This window comes from Brachybacterium avium, assembly GCF_002216795.1.
In the GTDB taxonomy this organism is placed as follows: Bacteria; Actinomycetota; Actinomycetes; order Actinomycetales; family Dermabacteraceae; genus Brachybacterium; species Brachybacterium avium.
In genome coordinates this window covers 2754524-2771849 of the sequence record NZ_CP022316.1, presented here as the reverse complement: position 1 = coordinate 2771849, position 17326 = coordinate 2754524, and the positions used below count along the sequence as shown (strand labels likewise).

General features: G+C 70.7%; 14 protein-coding genes and 2 pseudogenes. 6 read left to right on the top strand and 10 right to left on the bottom strand.

Annotated features, from left to right (window positions below):
* The first annotated feature begins 368 nt into the window (after window positions 1-368).
* Both pta and CFK39_RS12390 read left to right on the top strand, forming a co-directional pair.
* Window positions 369-2467 (top strand): annotated as a pseudogene (pta, locus tag CFK39_RS12395) (phosphate acetyltransferase).
* 35 nt (window positions 2468-2502) lie between these two features.
* Entirely contained in the window at window positions 2503-3720 is a 1218-nt protein-coding gene (locus tag CFK39_RS12390; RefSeq protein WP_089065719.1) for an acetate kinase, read from the top strand.
* A 55-nt stretch (window positions 3721-3775) separates the two neighbouring features.
* Here the strand turns inward: CFK39_RS12390 and CFK39_RS12385 are convergent, their stop codons facing one another.
* The 3 genes from CFK39_RS12385 to CFK39_RS12375 are packed head-to-tail and all read right to left on the bottom strand — an operon-like array spanning window position 3776 to window position 6307.
* Window positions 3776-4309 carry a hypothetical protein gene (locus CFK39_RS12385; protein WP_089065718.1) on the bottom strand — a complete coding sequence of 178 codons (534 nt, stop codon included), beginning with the start codon at window positions 4307-4309 and terminating at the stop codon, window positions 3776-3778.
* Window positions 4306-5217 (bottom strand): hypothetical protein, encoded by a 912-nt coding sequence (locus tag CFK39_RS12380; RefSeq protein WP_089065717.1) that lies wholly within the window; start codon window positions 5215-5217, stop codon window positions 4306-4308. The genes CFK39_RS12385 and CFK39_RS12380 overlap by 4 nt, the downstream gene beginning before the upstream one ends.
* Entirely contained in the window at window positions 5198-6307 is a 1110-nt protein-coding gene (locus CFK39_RS12375; RefSeq protein WP_089065716.1) for a GuaB3 family IMP dehydrogenase-related protein, read from the bottom strand. The genes CFK39_RS12380 and CFK39_RS12375 overlap by 20 nt, the downstream gene beginning before the upstream one ends.
* 80 nt (window positions 6308-6387) lie before the next feature.
* Here CFK39_RS12375 and CFK39_RS12370 point away from each other — a divergent pair, with 80 nt between their 5' ends.
* Window positions 6388-7005 carry a hypothetical protein gene (locus CFK39_RS12370; RefSeq protein ID WP_157697165.1) on the top strand — a complete coding sequence of 206 codons (618 nt, stop codon included), beginning with the start codon at window positions 6388-6390 and terminating at the stop codon, window positions 7003-7005.
* 78 nt (window positions 7006-7083) lie between these two features.
* On the opposite strand, the pseudogene CFK39_RS12365 reads toward CFK39_RS12370, so the two are convergent.
* Window positions 7084-7799: pseudogene (locus tag CFK39_RS12365) on the bottom strand (exonuclease domain-containing protein).
* Window positions 7800-7938: 139 nt separating this feature from the next.
* On the opposite strand from CFK39_RS12365, the gene CFK39_RS12360 reads away from it, so the two are divergent.
* A complete protein-coding gene (locus CFK39_RS12360) occupies window positions 7939-8373 on the top strand; it encodes a VOC family protein (protein WP_089065715.1) in 435 nt (144 codons plus the stop codon).
* A gap of 53 nt (window positions 8374-8426) precedes the next feature.
* On the opposite strand, the gene guaB is transcribed toward CFK39_RS12360, so the two are convergent.
* Complete coding sequence (gene guaB, locus CFK39_RS12355) at window positions 8427-9926, bottom strand: IMP dehydrogenase (RefSeq protein ID WP_089065714.1); 1500 nt, start codon at window positions 9924-9926, stop codon at window positions 8427-8429.
* Between the two features lie 351 nt (window positions 9927-10277).
* On the opposite strand from guaB, the gene CFK39_RS12350 reads away from it, so the two are divergent.
* Window positions 10278-11921: an inorganic phosphate transporter gene (locus tag CFK39_RS12350; RefSeq protein ID WP_089065713.1), complete on the top strand. Its 1644-nt coding sequence runs from the start codon at window positions 10278-10280 to the stop codon at window positions 11919-11921.
* 26 nt (window positions 11922-11947) lie between these two features.
* Here the strand turns inward: CFK39_RS12350 and CFK39_RS12345 are convergent, their stop codons facing one another.
* The 5 genes from CFK39_RS12345 to groES all read right to left on the bottom strand — a co-directional run bounded on the left by CFK39_RS12345 (window position 11948) and on the right by groES (window position 16596).
* Window positions 11948-12730, bottom strand: coding sequence for a hypothetical protein (locus tag CFK39_RS12345; protein ID WP_245822562.1), 783 nt, complete (start codon window positions 12728-12730; stop codon window positions 11948-11950).
* A 25-nt stretch (window positions 12731-12755) separates the two neighbouring features.
* On the bottom strand, window positions 12756-13760 hold the full coding sequence (locus CFK39_RS12340; protein ID WP_245822561.1) for a pseudouridine synthase: 1005 nt from the start codon (window positions 13758-13760) through the stop codon (window positions 12756-12758).
* Window positions 13757-14458 (bottom strand): hypothetical protein, encoded by a 702-nt coding sequence (locus CFK39_RS12335; protein WP_245822559.1) that lies wholly within the window; start codon window positions 14456-14458, stop codon window positions 13757-13759. Before CFK39_RS12335 ends, CFK39_RS12340 begins: the two co-directional genes overlap by 4 nt.
* Window positions 14459-14690: 232 nt before the next feature.
* Window positions 14691-16277 carry a chaperonin GroEL gene (gene groL, locus CFK39_RS12330; protein ID WP_089065711.1) on the bottom strand — a complete coding sequence of 529 codons (1587 nt, stop codon included), beginning with the start codon at window positions 16275-16277 and terminating at the stop codon, window positions 14691-14693.
* 22 nt (window positions 16278-16299) lie between these two features.
* Window positions 16300-16596, bottom strand: coding sequence for a co-chaperone GroES (groES, locus tag CFK39_RS12325; RefSeq protein ID WP_089065710.1), 297 nt, complete (start codon window positions 16594-16596; stop codon window positions 16300-16302).
* Window positions 16597-17061: 465 nt separating this feature from the next.
* Here groES and CFK39_RS16280 point away from each other — a divergent pair, with 465 nt between their 5' ends.
* A complete protein-coding gene (locus CFK39_RS16280) occupies window positions 17062-17235 on the top strand; it encodes a hypothetical protein (RefSeq protein WP_157697164.1) in 174 nt (57 codons plus the stop codon).
* Window positions 17236-17326: the final 91 nt, after the last annotated feature.

Genomic DNA, 17326 nt, shown 5'->3' with positions numbered 1-17326 from the left:
ACCTGCCGCTCTGTGCGGCACCGGATGCTGGATGGCCGTTCGCGGGCCCCAGCGCGAGATGAGGCGTCGACGATGGTCGGAGTGAGCCTGAGGACCAGCCGCGAGGCGATCCCTCAGAATCGTAACGAACTTTAACACTATGAGGTATGTCGTTTCACAGCGGTGCAGCCCTGCGCGTGCTGATCTCACATCGAGGTCCCGCCGACCAGTGGGGTCCCGGCGGCCAGTGGGGTCCCGGCGGCCAGTGGGGTCCCGGCAGCCCCGCCTCCCTGCCGCGCGGCCATCCGACTGCAGGGCCGGGCCACGAACCTGCGCACGGGAACCGGACCGGTCCCATCGGTCCCGCGCCCCGGGCGGGTGGCGCGCTTATGCTGGGGACCGTGTCCAAGAGTGTCTATATCGCCAGCCCGGAGGGGATGACCGGCAAGTCGATGGTGGCTTTCGGCCTTCTCGAAGCCCTCGCCTCACGATCCGACCGCGTCGGGGTGTTCCGCCCCGTCGTCCAGTCCGGCCGCTCGCGCGACTACGCCGTCGACCTCCTCACCAGCCATCCAGCGGTGGATCAGACGTATGAGGACGCGCTGGGGGTGGATCACCAGCTGGTGCTCTCGGACCCCGATGGTGCCCATGAACAGATCCTCGCCCAGCACCGCGAGCTCGCCGAGCGCTATGCGGTGCTGGTGATCCTCGGATCTGACTACAACGACCTGGCCAACCCCACCGAGCTCGCGTTCAACGCCGAGGTGGCGGCCAATATGGGCGCGCCCGTGGTGATCGTCCTGTCCGGTCTGGACCGCAGCCCCGACCAGATCGCCGCCCTCGCGACGGTATCCGTCAGCGAGTTCGGCGGGCACCACGCCCTGCCGATCGCCATCGTCGTCAACCGGGCCGAGCCCGGCTCGCTGGACTCGGTCCGAGAGGCCGTCGCCGCACGGGTGCCCGGGGCGCTGGTCGCCGCGATCCCCGAGAACCCGGTGATCCTGGCCGCCACCGTGCAGGAGCTCAAGGATGCTGTCGGCGGCACCCTGCTGCAGGGCAACCCCGAATGGCTGGACCGGGTCGCCGTCGGGACGGTCATCGCGGCGATGAGCCTGCCCAATGTGCTCAGCCGGCTCACCGAGAACTGCACCGTGATCGCCCCGGAGACCGGTACGACCTGCTGCCGGGGCTGGTGATGGCCCAGCAGTCCGGTACCTTCCCCGCGCTCTCCTCGATCGTGCTGACCGGCGGTTACGACGTGCCGGACGAGGTGGGACGCCTGATCACCGGCGTGCAGCAGGACCTGCCGATCATCACCACCGATCTGTCCACCTTCGACACCGCCCTGATGGTCGCGAGGTCCCGGGGCCGGTTGGACGTCGCCAGCCCCCAGAAGGTGGATGCCGCCCGGCGCGCTGTGGCCGAGCACCTGCCGATCCCGGAACTGCTGGCCGCCCTGGAGGTGAGTCGCAGCGAGGTCGTCACGCCGATGATGTTCGAGTTCGAGCTGCTGGGCCGGGCGCGCGGCGAGAAGAAGCGGATCGTGCTGCCCGAGGGCGATGAGCCGCGGATCATCGCAGCCGCCGAGGCGCTCCTGGCCCGCGGCGTCGCCGAGCTGATCCTGCTGGGGGACGAGAACTCCATCCGGGCGAAGGCCGCCCAGCTGGGGCACGACATCTCCGAGGCCGGGATCGTCTCTCCGCACGATGAGGAGCATGTCCAGCGCTACGGGGCCGAGTACGCGCGGCTGCGGGCGAAGAAGGGCGTCACCCTGGAGCAGGCCCGCGAGAAGGTCCAGGACGTCTCCTACTTCGGCACCATGATGGTGCAGATGGGCGAGGCCGACGGGATGGTCTCCGGCGCGGCCCATTCCACCGCCCACACCATTCGACCCTCCTTCGAGATCATCAAGACCAAGCCGGGCGCGAAGATCGTCTCCTCGGTGTTCCTGATGGCTCTCGAGGACCGGGTGCTGGTCTACGGCGACTGCGCGGTGAACCCCGATCCGACCGCCGAGCAGCTCGCAGACATCGCTGTGCAGTCCGCGACGACCGCCTCCCAGTTCGGGGTGGATCCCCGCATCGCGATGCTCTCCTACTCCACCGGCACCTCCGGGACCGGGGCGGACGTGGACAAGGTCCGTGAGGCCACCGCGCTGGTGCGGGCGGCCGATCCGCAGCTCGACGTCGAGGGTCCCATCCAGTACGACGCAGCCGTGGATGCCTCGGTCGCGAAGACGAAGCTGCCCGACTCCTCGGTCGCCGGCCGGGCGACGGTGTTCGTCTTCCCGGACCTGAACACCGGCAACAACACCTACAAGGCCGTCCAGCGCTCCGCCGGCGCGATCGCCATCGGCCCGGTCCTGCAGGGCCTGAACAAACCGGTCAACGACCTCTCCCGCGGCGCCCTGGTGGACGACATCATCAACACCGTGGTCATCACCGCGATACAGGCGCAGGCCGAGCCCTCCTCGTCCGCCGCCCACTGACGGCCCTCCCTCCCCAGCGCCTAGGAGCTCACCCCATGGCAGATCCCACCGCCCCTCGCATCCTCGTCATCAACTCCGGTTCCTCCTCGCTGAAGTTCCAGCTGCTGGACCCGGTGGACGGTGCCGTCGATGCCTCCGGCATCGTCGAACGGGTCGGGCAGGACAACGGCAGCGCGACCATCGCCGCGGGTCAGCAGGAGTCCGGCTTCGAGGGCCCAGTGGCGGACCACAAGGCGGCGATGACGATCGTGCAGTCCCTCTTCGAGGACGTCGGTCTGTCGCTGAGCGACGACCGGATCCGCGCCGTCGGCCATCGCGTCGTCCAGGGCGGGGCCCGGTACTCCGAGCCCGTCCTCATCGACGACCAGGTGCGCTGGGACATCCACGACCTCGGCAAGCTCGCACCGCTGCACAACTATGCGGCAGTGGACGGGATCGACGGGGCCCTGGCGCTGCTGCCCGAGGTGCCGCATGTGGCCGTGTTCGACACCGCCTTCTTCACCGCGCTGCCCGAGGCGGCGGCGAACTATGCCCTGAACCCCGAGATCGCGGCCGAGTACAAGGTGCGCCGCTACGGCGCCCACGGGACCAGCCACCAGTACGTCTCCCGGGCGGTCTCCGAGCACCTGGCCGGCCAGGGCCACGAGGTGTCGGGGCTGCGGCAGATCGTCCTGCACCTGGGCAACGGCGCCTCGGCCTCCGCCGTGCTCGGGGACCGGGCGGTGGAGACCTCCATGGGACTGACCCCGCTCGAGGGGCTCGTGATGGGCACCCGCACCGGCGACATCGACCCCACGATCTACTTGCACCTGCACCGCCGCGCCGGCTTCGCCACCGCCGAGATCGACGACATCCTCAACAAGCGCTCGGGGATGCTGGGCATGTGCGGGATGAGCGACTTCCGGGACATCACCCGGGCGGTCGAGGAGGGCGATGAGGCCGCGACCCTCGCCACCGAGATCTACGTGCACCGGCTGCGCAAGTACCTCGGCTCCTACACCTACGTGCTCGGCGGGCTGGACGTGCTGACGTTCACGGCGGGCATCGGCGAGAACGTGCCGATGGTGCGCGAACGGCTGCTGACGGGCCTGGAGGAGCTCGGCATCGAGCTGGATCTCGAGGCGAATGCCGTGCGCAGCAAGGAGGCTCGGGTGATCTCCACGCCGCAGTCCCGGGTGACGGTGATGATCGTGCCGACGAACGAGGAGCTCTCGATCGCCCAGCAGGCCGCCGAGGTGGCGCGCACCGCCTGAGGATGCCCGGCGCCGGGCGCCGCCCCGGAGCTGCTCCCCGCCGCGGCCCGGCTCCTCAGCGGCGCAGCGTCGCGGCCCGTGCCTGCGCGGCCTCGAGACAGGCGACCGCCCAGCTCTGGTGATCGTGGATCAGCTCATCCCGCCACGGGATGCCGAGCGCCGCGGCCATCTCCCGGCGATGGCCCGCATCCAGCTGCCGGAAGGTGCCGGTGGGGACGCGAAGCCCGTCCCCACCCGCGCTGTCCGTGCCCTGCGACCCGGCCGGTTCCGACTCGGCGGACGCCGCCTCCCCCGTCTGAGGGGCGGATCCCCCGCTGCGCCGCGCTCCGCCCAGGAAGCGCAGGGCACGGGGCACGACGAACAGCAGCCACAGCACCAGGGTGAGCGAGAGGAACCCCGACGCGGGACGCAGCAGCCAGGAGGCGATGTACTGCACCATCCTCGGCTCCAGGGTCCACTGCGCCCACTGCAGTATCAGCAGCAGCGAGAGCACGACGGCGAGCAGGAGCAGGAGCAGCGAGCGGATGAGCGCTGCCAGGCGCCGTCGCCCCTGTCCCGGCCCGGTCCGCGATGCGGGGTGGAGGGTCATCGGTCCTGCTCCTCGTCCTCGCCCGGGCCCTCGGAACGGTCCCCGGTGTACCGGGTGGTGGAGGTGTAGTCGGATCCGGAGTAGATCGACGACCAGGATGAGGTGGAGTAGCGGTGCCCGTCGGAGCCGCCCTCCTCGAGGGGAGCGCGCTCCGCGGGATCGCCGGACGGCTCGGGATCGGCACCGGGATCCGGCTGCCCGGCAGACCGCGCCGGGTCGGTGCCGAGGTCCTGCTCGGCGGGGCTGCCCCCCGCCTCGGTCCGCACCCGCACGGGCGCGGTGCTGAGCGCTCTGAGGATCTCGAGGAAGCCGCGCGCACCGCCCTCGGTCTCGAAGGCCGAGTTCCAGGGGATCCCGGTCGCCCGGGCCATCGACCGCAGCTCCGGGACGCTGCGCTGGATCGTCAGAGCGTCCGGGCACTCCTCGTCCAGGATCCGGCCGTCATCGGAGAAGGTGAGCGAGGAGCGGTGCTCCGTGCGGGTGACCCGCATCCCGCCGGGGCCGGGGGACGTCGATCCGGCGGCGCCGAACGATACGTCGATGCGGTGACCGCCGCCCGGACCACCACGACGCTGCGAGTGCACCGCCCACCAGGGCAGCACTGCCAGGACCAGCACGAGCAGCACGGCGACGATCAGCACGAACCGGTTCCACAGCAGGTCCTGGACGAAGAACGGCCCGCGCCCGTCCAGCAGTCCGAGCAGCAGGTACCGGACCATCTCCCCCGGGGGAGGGTTCGGGGCGTAGAACGACCCGAACAGCAGCGGCAGGCACGCCCCGGCGATGAGCATGCCGAGCAGCAGGATCACGATGGGCGGCAGGCCGCGTCCCGATGCGGTGCTGCTGCCCCGACCGGCCGCGGTCACGGTCGATGCCCCGTCGACGGCATCAGGGCTGAGCGATGACATCGACCCGCTGGAACTCCTTCAGGTCGAGGTAGCCGGTGGTCGCCATGGCGTGACGCAGCGCGCCGACGAGATTCGTGCTGCCGTCGGCCGCGATCGAGGGACCGAAGAGGATCTGCTCGAGCGGGGCCACCGTGCCGACGCTGACCCGATGCCCGCGCGTGAGCGTCGGGTGGTGGGCCTCGCTGCCCCAGTGATGGCCATGCCCCGGGGCTTCTTCGGCCCGGGCGAGCGCCGCCCCGACCATCAGCCCGTCGGCGCCGCAGGCGATCGCCTTGACCAGGTCGCCGGAACGACCCAGGCCGCCGTCGGCGATGACGTGCACGTAGCGGCCACCGGATTCGTCCATGTAGTCGCGGCGGGCGGCGGCGACATCGGCCACCGCGCCGGCCAGCGGCACGGAGATGCCCAGGGTCTCCTCGGTGGTCTGGGAGGCGCCACCGCCGAAGCCGACCAGCACTCCGGCCGCACCGGTGCGCATCAGGTGCAGGGCGGCGGTGTAGGTGGCGCAGCCGCCGACGATCACCGGGACGTCGAGCTCATAGATGAACCGCTTGAGGTTCAGCGGTTCGCGGCCCGTGGAGACGTGCTCGGCCGAGACCGTGGTGCCGCGGATGAAGAACAGGTCCACCCCGGCGTCTACGACGGTCTTCCAGTGCTCCTGGGTGCGCTGGGGGGACAGCGAGCCGGCGGCGGTGACCCCGGCGTCGCGCAGCTGCTGGAGCCGGTCGCGGATCAGCTCGGTCCTGATCGGCTCCGCGTAGACGGAGCGCATCACGTCCACCACCTCGTCATCGGAGGCGCCGGCGATGCGGTCGAACTGGGGGGTGGGGTCCTCGTACCGGGTCCACAGGCCCTCGAGGTCCAGCACGCCGAGCCCGCCGTGGCGGCCGAGCGCGATCGCGGTCTCGGGCGACATCAGGGAGTCCATGGGCGCGGCGAAGATCGGGATGTCGAAGTGGTAGGCGTCCACCTGCCACGAGGTGGAGACGTCCTCCGGGTCCCGGGTGCGCCGGGAGGGGACCACCGCCACGTCGTCCAGGCTGTAGCTGCGCCGTCCCCGCTTGTTGCGGCCGATCTCGATCTCGTTCATCACATCGGGGAGTCTACCGTCGGCCATGACCGCTCCGCCCCGCTCTCGGCTCAGGGCGGGTCGCGGGCTACCGTGGACCGATGAGCTCCGACCCTGCCGCCGGCCCCGATCCCGAGCCGGGCCTCGAGCACGGGATCACCGACGGGCTCGCCCGGTTCCCACGGCTGGACGCCGACGGGATGATCGCCGGCGGCCCGGCCGACGAGCGGACCGCTGCACCGCTGGACGGTCCGTCGCCGCTGCTGGCGACCCTGGTCACCGCCGCCGGGGTGGTCCTGACGGTGCTGGGCGTGGTGGAGGCGGTGCGGACGGTCCCCGCCGACGGACAGGTGCGGCCGATGAGCATCCTGGTGCTCGCCGCCGCGCTCGCGCTCGGCGGATATTCCCTGACCCGGCTGCTGCAGCTGTGGGTGCTGGCCGAGTCGCGGCGACGGCGCCACGCGGCCGGGGCCGAGCTGCCCGAGGTGCGCTGGCAGCTGCTCGATGCGCATTCCCTGCACGCCGTGTGGGCGATCGGGGTGGGGGCGTCGGTCGCACTGATGGGACTGCTCGGGGTGTGGTCGCTGCTCGACGGCCACCCCTCCGGTCTCGAACCCGGATGGCCGCTGCTGCTCAGCGGCGGTGCCCTGGCCCTGCTCGTCCACCTGGTGCGCGGGCGGACCTCGCGGTGCTGGGAGGAGGCCGGCGACGTGCGGTGAGCGCCGGACTGCGAGCCCGCGAGCGGCAGGAGCACCGGCGATCCGGCGCAGCCCGAGCCCTCGCGGCGGCCGTGGGGGTCAGAGCGGCCAGGCGGTGCTGACGTCCGGCGTCTTGCCCTTCTTCGTCAGCCACTCGTTCATCCCTCGGCCCAGCGGCGGTGCCAGCCCGTCTGCTCCCGGTGCAGCTCCTCGAGCGAGGAAGCGGCGACCTTCGGGTACTTGGCGGCGATCGCGCGCACCACGTCCAAGGTGGCGGAGACGTCGACATCGGCGGTGTGGAGACGGCCGTCCTGCTCGATCCCGAAGTGTGCGAGCACATCGGTGAGGGTGCGCTTGCCCTTGCGGTAGCGGTCCACCCCGCGGTCGATCACCAGGCCGTCGATCACCGGGGCGATGTCGTGGCCGAGGCGCTGGGTGAGGGTGGGCAGGCCCAGACGGGTCAGCTCGTTCTCCAGGATCGAGAGGTCGAAGCTGATGTTGAAGGCGACCAGCGGGATGTCCTTGCCGAGTGCGTCCGCGATCATGGCGGCGACCTCGTCGAGGGCGTCGGCGGCCTTCATCCCGTGGGCCCGAGCGTGCTCCGTGCTGATCCCGTGCACCCGCTGTGCCGGCTCGGGGATGTCCATCTCCGGGTCGATCAGCCAGGTCGCGACGGTCTCGTTCTCCCGCCCCGGTCCCACCGAGTGCACCAGGGCGACGGTGACGATCCGGTCGCCGGCGACATTCGTGCCGGTGGTCTCGGTGTCGAAACCGAGCAGGGGGGCATCGATCCAGGACGTGGTGCTCGCGCTCATGGGCTCAGCCTAGACGTGGGAGCCGACCGGAGGGACCGCGAGTCCGGCGATGTGGACGCGGGCCCGTCGGGGAGGAATGATCACCCCCACCACGCCCGCTCCGGTCCCCGGGGCGACGGCACGATCCGGAGGAGAGCCCATGCCCGCACCGTCCCTGTACCTCCACCTGCCCGGCACCGCGGCGGAGGCGCTCGATTTCTACCGCGGCGTGTTCGGCGGCACCGTCGAGCAGCACACCTTCGCCCAGTTCGAGCGGGCCGACGGCCCGGGCTCCGCGATCGCCCACGGGGTGCTCAGCGGTGCGGTGGAGCTGTTCGTCGCCGACGCCGGCGAGGGCGAGGAGCCGTTCTCCGCCCGCGGGCTCATGGTCGCCCTGCTGGGCGCCGCGGAGCCGACGACGCTGCGCACCTGGTTCGTCGGACTCGCCGAGGGCGGCGAGGTGGTCGATGAACTGCAGCGACGGCCCTGGGGCGCATCCGACGGGCAGGTGCGGGACCGCTACGGCGTGCTGTGGCTGATCGGCTACCAGCACGGCACCCGGGTGGCGGAGCAGGCCGCGAGCACCGAGAGCTGAGCAGCTGGCGGCCGAGGGTCTCGCTCTCCCCCCGGCCGCGTCCCCGCTCCCGGTCAGTGCGAGCTGTAGTTCGGGGCCTCCATGATCGCGGCCATGTCGTGCGGGTGGGACTCCTTGAGCCCGGCGGCGGTGATCCGCACGAACTTCCCCTGCTCCTTCAGGTCGGGCACGGTGTTCGCGCCGACGTAGAACATCGACTGGTGCAGGCCGCCGGTGAGCTGGTGGACGACGGAGCCGAGCTGACCCTTGTAGGAGACCCGGCCCTCGATGCCCTCGGGCACGATCTTGTCGTCGCTGGGGACGTCGGCCTGGAAGTAGCGGTCCTTGGAGAAGGACTTCTTGCCGCGGGAGGACATGGCACCGAGCGAGCCCATGCCGCGGTAGGCCTTGTACTGCTTGCCGCCCACCAGCACCACCTCACCCGGGGACTCCTCGGTGCCGGCCAGCAGGGAGCCCACCATCACGGTGTCCGCCCCGGCGACCAGCGCCTTGGCGATGTCGCCGGAGTACTGCAGGCCGCCGTCGCCGATCAGCGGCACCCCGGCCGGGCCGCACGCCTTGGCGGCCTCGTAGATCGCGGTGATCTGCGGGACGCCGACGCCGGCGACCACGCGGGTGGTGCAGATCGAGCCCGGGCCGACGCCGACCTTCACGGCGTCGGCGCCCGCATCCACCAGGGCCTGCGCCCCGGCGCGGGTGGCGACGTTGCCGCCGATCACCTGGACGTCCGCGAAGTAGGGGTCGCTCTTGATGGAGCGGATCATCTCCAGCGCGAGGCGGGCGTGGCCGTTGGCGGTGTCGACCACCAGCACATCCACCCCGGCCTCCCGCAGCGCTGCGGCCCGCTCGAGGGAGTCCCCGAAGAAACCCACCCCCGCGCCGACCAGCAGACGGCCCTGGCCGTCCTTGGAGGCGTCGGGGAACTGCTCGGACTTCACGAAGTCCTTCACGGTGATGAGACCGGTCAGACGGCCGCCGCCATCGACCAGCGGCAGGCGCTCGCGCTTGTTCTTCCGCAGCATCGCGGTGGCCTGCTCGGAGGTGACATCGTCGGGGGCCGTGAACAGCTCCGTGGTCATGACGTCGCCGACCTTCGTGCTCGCCCACTCCGCGACCGGGATGAAACGCAGGTCGCGGTTGGTGCAGATGCCCAGCAGGAGCAGGTCCGGATCAACCACCGGCAGCCCGGAGACACGGAACTGCCCGCACAGGGCGTCGAAATCCTCGAGGGTGGCCTCGGGGCCGATGGTGACGGGGTTGGTGATGCGGCCGGTCTGGGTGCGCTTGACCAGATCCACCTGGTGGGCCTGGTCCTCGATGGAGAGGTTGCGGTGGAGGATGCCGATGCCCCCGTGCCGGGCCATCGCGATCGCCATCCGCGATTCGGTGACGGTGTCCATCGCGGCGCTGGCCAGCGGGATCTTCAAGGAGATCTCGCGCGTGAGACGGCTGGAGGTGTCCGCCTCGGAGGGGATCACATCCGTCTCGCCCGGCAGGAGGAGGACGTCGTCGTAGGTGAGTCCGATGAAACCGAAGGGATCCGCGCTCGTCATGGATCGATGGTAGCGGCGCAACCGGTTCGCGTGGTGCCTCGCCCGCCACAGCGCGGTGCGCGCCCGAGGTCATTGACCTGCGTCGTCGGAGGTGGTGGGCAGGCTCACGCCTGAGGTCGCCGGGCCCGAGCGTCCGATCACCTGCCGGAACCGCTGCCGCAGCAGGTGGTCCGCGGACGGGTGCCGCGGAGCACACCGCGCTGTGACGTCGTGCGGAGTGCGGGGGATGTTCGCTCGTTGGTCGCCGCAGGGACGCCCGACCGCCTAGAGTGGCCGCGGCCCTGTCGGGGCTTCCGGAGCGCCCACGGGCTCGCCGGTGCCCCCATCCTCCTCACCCCCGGGAACTCGACGATGCCTGGCACGCCCGCCCCGAAGACCACCGACGCCCCCGTCTCCACGGGATTCCTCGGCCCCGACCGCAACTGGCACCTCGGTGCCGGGCTGATGACGGCGGCCGCCGCTGTCGCCTTCACCATCTGGGCGTTCACCCACACCGGCACCGATGTCAATGTCTTCCTGCTGATCCTCGCGATCGCCTTCGGGCTGTTCATGGCGTTCAACATCGGTGGCAACGACGTCGCCAACTCCTTCGGCACCAGCGTCGGGGCGGGGACGCTGACCATGAAGCAGGCGCTCGTGGTCGCCGCCGTCTTCGAGGTCTCCGGCGCGGTCCTCGCCGGCAGCTCGGTCACCGAGACCGTACGCAGCGGCATCGTCGACATCGATGCCATGCACGTGGATCCGCTGTCCTTCGCCTACATCATGATGGCCGCCCTGCTGGGCGCCGCCGTGTGGCTGCTCCTCGCCACCCGGATGGGGTGGCCGGTCTCGACCACCCACGCGATCATCGGCGGCATCGTCGGCGCGGCCGTCACCACCGGGGTGGTCACCGGCACCGGTGGATTCGAGATGGTGCAGTGGGGCGAGATCGGCAAGATCGTCGTCTCCTGGGTCCTCTCCCCCCTGCTCGGCGGCGTGACCGCGTACCTCCTCTTCGGTGCGATCAAGCGGCATGTCCTCGCACCCGCCGCCCGGGCGATCGCCCTGGGATCCCGCGGGTTCGACGACGCCGAGGACGACGACGATGACGACGAGGACGAGGACGAGGACGCGCAGGGCCGTCACCTGTACGGGTACGAGCGCGTCTCCGAGCTCCAGCAGCTGGCCTTCGCCGAGTCCGCCGCGCTCGACCTCACTCCCGGCGGGCCCGGGGCGGAACTCGCCGAACAGGCCTCGCACCTGTCCAAGAAGCAGCGCAAGGCGGCGCGGAAGGTGGAGCGTCGGGCCGCCTATCACGCGCTCGAGAAGCGCGTGCCCCCGCTCGCGGCGGGCACCTCCGTGCTGCTGGCGGCGATGCTCGTGTTCAAGGGTCTGAAGAACGTGGGCCTGGACATCCCGCTCGCGGGCGGCGTGCTGATGCTGGTGATGCTCGCGGTGGGCGTCTGGGTGGCGACCACCGTGTTCGCCCGCGCTCTGAAGAAGCAGTCGATCTCGCGGGCGACCTTCATCATGTTCAGCTGGATGCAGGTCTTCACCGCCTGCGCCTTCGCCTTCAGCCACGGCGCCAACGACATCGCCAACGCCATCGGGCCCTTCGCCGCAGTGCTCGATGTGCTGCGCACCGGGGAGATCGGGCAGGAGGCCGCTGTCCCCACCGCAGTGCTGGTCGCCTTCGGCATCGCTCTGGTCTCCGGGCTGTGGTTCGTGGGCCGCAAGGTGATCCACACCGTCGGCACCGGGCTGACCGCCATGCATCCGTCCTCGGGCTTCGCCGCCGAGGTCGCCGCCGCCACCGTCGTGCTGCTGGCCTCGGTGCTCGGACTGCCGGTCTCCTCCACGCACATCCTGATCGGTGCCGTCCTCGGCGTCGGGATCGTCAACCATGCGGCCAACTGGAAGCTGATGCGGCCGATCTTCCTGGCCTGGATCATCACCCTCCCCGCCGCTGCGGGCATCGGTGCCGCGGTCGTCCTCGGCCTGCGCGCCATCTTCTGAGCCTCCCGGTTCCCTGGGCCCGCGCTTCAGGGGCGGGGGTCCTCGTCCCGCCGCTGCTCCTTGCCGCCGAGCATGCGGCGGATCCGGTCGAACTCGTCCCGGAAGGCGGCCTCGTCACGGACATACTCCTCCCGCCAGGGCATCCCGAGGCGGGCGGCGAGCTCCCGGTGGTTGCGCTCGCGGTGGATCCGACGGCTCTCGCGCACCAGGACCGCGCGGGGCGGGGCAGGGCGCAGACCGGCTGCAGTCTGCAGGGTGCGCAGTCCGTCGAAGGCGGCGTCGTCCCACCCGCTCTCGGGCACCACCCACTGCCGCAGAGCCTCCCCCTCGCCGCGGGCGCCCCCCTTCTCCAGCCCGATCAGTGCGACCCCGCCGCGCTCGCTGTCGCCGGTCGCATAGCGAACCTGCGACAGCGGTGCTCGGTCGGCGATGCGCAGGCCTCTGCGCAGCGCCAGCGTCCCTGCCCGCTCGTCCAGCAGCACCACGCGATGAGTCAGGACCAGCGGTATCAGCGCCCACAGCGCGAGCAGCCCCCAGAGCAGGACGGCGCCGAGCAGCAGCTGCGCCCAGGCGGGGGCGAGGAGCTGCTCGAGCATTCCGTCGTGCCCGGCGCGCAGGCGCGAAGAGCGCCACTGCTGGATCCCCGCACCGGCGAAGGTGCTCAGCAGCACTGCCACCAGGGGCAGCCCGATGAGCGCGGCGGGCACGTAGCGCGCACGGACGGTGGGGCCCACGACCACCTCTCCGGCGCGGGTGCGGCGCGGGGCCGGCGGCGGCACGTCACGGTCGGGGATGCGGGGGGCGCTCACGGCCCCAGGGTACGAGACCGTGCGGTCAGCTCCTGCTCGCTGCGGAATTCCCGACGCTCCGCGGTGACGGGATCGACGAAGGCGAGGCGCCGTGCCAGCAGCTGGAGCGGCAGGCCCCGGGCTGAAGAGTCAGGGCCGGCCGTGACCGCTGCGAGGGCCAGTACAGGTCCTCCCCCAGGATCGGCGCCCCGCGTACGGCGAGCTGGGCGCGCAGCTGGTGGGTCCGACCGGTGCGCGGCCACAGCCCCACCCGCAGCACGCCCTCGCTCCCGGCCTCGAGCACCTCGAGCTCGGTCTCGGCGTTCGCCGGTCCGGTGAGGACCCCAGTGGTGAGCTCGCCGCGCTGCTTGAGCAAGCGGTCCCGCATCGTGCACCGCTCCCCCGGGCCGCGCGGGAGCGACGAGCCCGGCTCCGGGACCACGAGCGCCTCATAGGCCTTGTCCACCTCGTGGCGAGCGAACAGCTGGTGATAGACGGACCGCTCTGCAGGGCGGATACCGAACGCGAGCACTCCGGCGGTACGCCGATCCAAGCGATGCAGCGGCACCAGGGTCTGGATCCCGGTGGCGCGTCGCAGCCGCACCAGCGCGCTGGCGAGGATATGCGCGCCGCGGGGCATGGTGGCGATGTCGTGCGGCTTGTCGATCACCAGCAGATGCTCGTCCCGGTGCAGGACGGGCAGCTCGACCTCAGGGACCGCTTCGGCACGCAGCTCGCGGTGGAACCACAGCTGCTCCCCCGGGCCGACCAGATCCTCGGCGGCCCAGGCCCGCCCCTGGGCATCGACGATCTCCCCGGCGGCGAAGCGCGCCGGCAGCGGAGTCGCGGCCGGATCCGCGAGCGCGGGGAAGCGCTCCTGCAGCAGCTCGAGCGCACCTCGACCGGGGGCGGCGTCGTGGGGGACCTGCCAGCGCACGGCGTCCAGGCCCTCGCGCTGGGCCAGCGGCGGCGGGGGTCGTCGAGCACGTCGCCGGGCGGCACGTCCGGGACGCGGGTCCGGTGAGCCGTCTGCGGCGGGCGGACGGCTCACAGCCCCCACACGATGAAGGTGAGCAGGTTGTGGCCGATGTAGAACAGGATCAGCGCGGCCAGCAGCAGGTTGGGATGGCGATCCACGAAGCTCATCGCCTGCGGTGCCTGCTGACGCAGCTCGAGGTGGGTGATCGCGTCGATGTGCTCGATGCGCACGCCGGCCTCCCGGGAGCGGTGCAGCGTCATCTCCTGCGCGCGGTGACCGAAGAACCGGCTCGAGACCGCCAGGATCCGGCGACCAGCGGAATCCATCACGTAGACGCCGTCATAGGCGGTCTCGGGGGCGTCGAGCGCTTCTGCAGCAGGTGAACCGCGATCGATGTCCCGCGCGGCGATGACCAGCCCGACATCCTCCCAGCGGACGCTGCGGGTACGACGGAACAGGCTCCGGAGGACGAAGCCGTCCTCGTCGATGTGGAGCCAGGAGGTGATCACCCGCAGGCACACCACCGTCACCGCGACAGCGATCAGCACCCAGATCAACAGCGGCAGGGTGAACACCAGATCGTGCATCAGCGCCGGATCCCGCCACAGCTTCTGGCCGACGAAGCTGATGATCACCAGGAACTCGAGCACCACGAGGAAGAAGATGCCCACCACCAGGCTGCCGATCACCACGGCGGCGGGCGGGCCGAAGGTCCGGGTGGGCAGGTCTCCGCCCTCGACCGGGGCGGAGGCATCGGGAGTGCTGATCACCACTGCTCCTCCTGCCATCGATCTCATGTGACGCAGACCATTCTAAGCCGCCCGGCGACATCCCGAGGCGGGCGCGCCGGGTCGCGGCCACTCCGACGGGTCGTGCACGACCAGCACCGATGCCGGTTGCCGGGATGGAGACGGGGCGGGCGGCAGGGTCACCCCTGCCGCCCGCCCCGGGCCATGCGCGCCGGCTCAGCGCAGTGCTGAGCACCGGCTCACGGCGTCACCGTCAGTCCTCGTCGGTGTCCTGCTTCTCGATGACGAGGGTCTCGGTGGTCAGCACCATGCCGGCGATCGAGGCCGCGTTCCGCAGAGCGGAGCGGGTGACCTTGACCGGGTCGATGATGCCTGCGGAGACGAGGTCGACGTACTCGCCGGTCGAGGCGTTCAGTCCGGTGCCGGTCTGAGCCTCCTTGACCTTCTCGACGACGACGTAGCCCTCGAGACCAGCGTTCTCGGCGATCCAGCGCAGCGGCTCGACGACCGCACGGGCCACGGCGCGCACGCCCACGGCCTCGTCGCCCTCGAGCCCCAGGCCGTCGGCCAGGACGGCGGAGGCCTGGACGATGGCGCTTCCGCCACCGGCCACGATGCCCTCCTCGATGGCAGCGCGGGTCGCGGAGACCGCGTCCTCGATGCGCATCTTCTTCTCCTTGAGCTCCACCTCGGTGTGAGCCCCGACCTTGATCACGGAGACGCCGCCGGCCAGCTTCGCGAGGCGCTCCTGGAGCTTCTCGCGATCCCAGTCGGAATCGGTGTTCTCGATCTCGGCGCGGATCTGCGCGACCCGGTCGTCCACGGCCTGGTCATCACCGGCGCCGCCCACGATGGTGGTGGAGTCCTTGGTGATGACGACGCGGCCCGCCCGGCCGAGCACCTCGGTGCCGACGGTCTTGAGGTCCAGACCGAGGTCGGAGGTCACGACCTGGGCACCGGTGAGCACGGCGATGTCCTGGAGCATCGCCTTGCGGCGATCACCGAACGCGGGAGCCTTGACCGCCGCACCCTTGAAGGTGCCGCGGATCTTGTTGACGACCAGCGTGGACAGGGCCTCGCCGTCGACGTCCTCCGCGATGATGAACAGCGGCTTGCCGCCCTCGACGACCTGCTCCAGCAGGGGCAGGATGTCGGCCACGGCCGAGATCTTGCCCTGGTGCAGCAGCACGTGCGCATCCTCCAGGACGGTCTCCTGGCGATCCGCATCGGTGACGAAGTGCGGGGAGATGTAGCCCTTGTCGAACTGCATCCCCTCGGTGAAGTCCAGCTCCATCGCGGTGGTGGAGGACTCCTCCACCGTGATGACGCCGTCCTTGCCGACCTTGTCGAAGGCCTCGGCGAGCAGGTCGCCGATTTCCCGGTCCTGGCTGGACACCGAGGCGACCGAGGCGATCTGCGCCTTGCCGTCGACCGGGGTGGCGATCTCCGCGAGCTTCTCGGAGAGCGCGTCCACGGCCTTCTCGATGCCGCGCTTCAGCGCCGACGGAGCGGCGCCGGAGGCGACGTTGCGCAGGCCCTCGTGCACGATGGCCTGTGCGAGGACGGTGGCGGTGGTGGTGCCGTCGCCGGCCACGTCGTTGGTCTTGGTCGCGACCTCCTTCGTGAGCTGCGCGCCGAGGTTCTCGTAGGAGTCCTCGAGCTCGATCTCACGGGCGATGGTCACGCCATCGTTGGTGATGGTGGGGGCGCCCCACTTCTTGTCCAGGACGACGTTGCGGCCGCGGGGGCCGAGCGTCACCTTGACGGTGTTCGCGAGCTTGTCGACACCGCGCTCGAGGGCGCGGCGCGCATCCTCGTTGTACAGAATTTCCTTTGCCATAACTTTATGAGCCTCAGTTCACTCAGTCGTTGATGACCGCGAGGATGTCACGGGCGCCGAGCACGAGGTACTCGTCGTTGCCGTACTTGAGCTCGGTGCCGCCGTACTTGGAGAAGACGACCTTGTCGCCGACCTTGACGTCCATGGGCACGCGCTCGCCCTTGTCGTCGAAACGGCCGGCGCCGACGGCGACGACCTCGCCCTCCTGGGGCTTCTCCTTCGCGGTGTCCGGGATGACCAGGCCGGAGGCGGTGGTCTGCTCGGCCTCGAGCGGCTTGACGACGACACGATCCTCGAGGGGCTTGATGGAGACCGACATGCGGCTCACTCCTTCATGAAGAGATGTGACTCTGCGTGAGTTCTTGGGTGGCGGGACCCGTTCCCGATCGTCGTCGCGGTGCCGACCGGGGTAGATCCCTCTGCGGCAGCCTCTGGCACTCTCGGCCGTTGACTGCCAACGGCGCAACTGTAGAACCTTCGCTGGCACTCATGCAAGGCGAGTGCTAAAAGCTGGTCGCGAGCGAGACGCACAGGAGGACACCGACCCTGGATCCGACACGCCTGCACGCGAATCCGCCGCAACTGCCCGGGCCGCCTTCACCACCACAACGGGGAGCGGACGAGCACCAGGTCACATGCTTTTTGTGAACTCGCCGACTTGGGCGACGAGAACCCGTGACTTCCCCTTGTCCAAGCGATAAAAAGGAGTCATCGATTCCGCCGGGGCGCCTGCGATCCAGAAGCCCGGGCGATCACCTCGCCACTCACCGAAAGGGCATCGATCATGACCTTCCTCCGCAACCTCAGCTCCGCTCTGGAGCGCCTCTCCGACCGTATGCAGGGCCAGGACATCGAGCGCCAGCGCCTGGTCGGTGGAAGCCGCCTCGGCGCGGACTACGCCGCACTGGCCAAGGCTCGCTCGAGCCAGGGGATCAGCTCCATCGGCATGGGTCGCTGACCACCGCCCCCCTCGTCGAAGCCCTTGCAGACCGCCTCTGCAGGGGCTTCCGTCTGTCCGGTTCCACCGGGTGCCGACCGCCGATCGTGCT